3 protein-coding genes are annotated in these 1,117 nt (G+C 65.4%); 2 read left to right on the plus strand and 1 reads right to left on the minus strand.

Annotated elements, in window-relative coordinates; all coding sequences use genetic code 11:
• Nucleotides 1-525: quinone oxidoreductase family protein (locus tag QT222_RS02570; protein WP_491476204.1), on the minus strand; the 525-nt coding region annotated here is incomplete at its 3' end.
• Between the two features lie 128 nt (nt 526-653).
• Here QT222_RS02570 and QT222_RS02575 point away from each other — a divergent pair.
• The gene (locus tag QT222_RS02575) at nt 654-878 is read left to right on the plus strand and encodes a hypothetical protein (protein ID WP_231512879.1); all 225 of its coding nucleotides are present in this window, start codon (nt 654-656) and stop codon (nt 876-878) included.
• Between the two features lie 84 nt (nt 879-962).
• Nucleotides 963-1,117: ATP-grasp domain-containing protein (locus QT222_RS02580; RefSeq protein ID WP_491476205.1), on the plus strand; the 155-nt coding region annotated here is incomplete at its 3' end.

Consider the following 1,117-nt stretch of genomic DNA (forward strand, 5'->3'; position numbering starts at 1 on the left):
GCGCGGGGGGGACGCGGGGGGGGCCCGCCGCGTCGGCGAGGTAGCGCGCGGGGGAGCCGCCGCCGCCGAGCCCCCGGGTGGAACAACCGCTCGCCCCGTGTTGCCCCCCCCACGCGGGCGGGGGGGGGGCGCCCAGGGGGGGCGGCGGCGGCGCCCCGCCCCACCCGCCGGGAGGAGGTCACCATCTTCGGGGAGACCCGGGAGGCGGTCGGTTGGGACCGCCGCGAACTCGGCGTAGCCGCCGTAGTGGTCCTTTCCGATGCCGGTACCGACAACGGAGTCGCCCGCTTCGAATTCGGTCACACCGGGGCCGACCGCCGCGACCGTTCCAGCCACGTCGATACCGGGAATCATCGGCATGGCGAAGGGCTGATACGACCCTTCTCGGAAGTAGGTGTCTACGGGGTTGACACCCGCGGCTGCGACCTCGACGAGGACCTCATCCGAGACCGGCTCGGGCGTGTCGATGTCGTCTACCTGCAATACATTGCGTCCGCCGTGTTCGTGGAATCTGACTGCGTGCATACCGTGTGGTGTGTTCGCGTCGCTGATAAAATCGGAGTCAGCGGAGAGAATCGTAGTGTTTCGGTGCGGCCAGCGCGTCGCTTCCTCGCCGCCAAATAGACATTCTTCGTCCGGGCTACCGTCGAGTCATGCCTTCCAGAACGTGTCTCGACTGCAACGTGTCGATGGAACCGGTCGGGCACAAGACGACTTACAACGGCGATGGAATCCGTATCGACACCGACGGCGGTCTCCTCGGTGCACTCGACCTCCGCGGGTCGTACGTGCAGGCGTACGTCTGCGAATCCTGCGGACTTATCCGATTTCACGCCGAACAAACACGACCCCCGGGTCGTTATCTCGTCCACGAGTAAAGTCTCTGCGGCGGGTTGTGCCGGTTTTGAGTGAACGAAGATGAATGGGATTTAAGCGCGTGCCTTCCCCTCCCACGCATGGTAATGAAGCTTCACGAATCCCGGGCGAAGGAAATCTTCGCAGAGGCGGGGATTCCGGTGCCAGAGTCCCGTCTCGCGTCGCCCGTAGAGGAGGTTATGGAGGCGGTCGAGGATATCGGATACCCCGCCGCTATCAAGGCGCAGGTACACGTCGGTGG

It is taken from the genome of Haloferax sp. s1 (assembly GCF_058382125.1).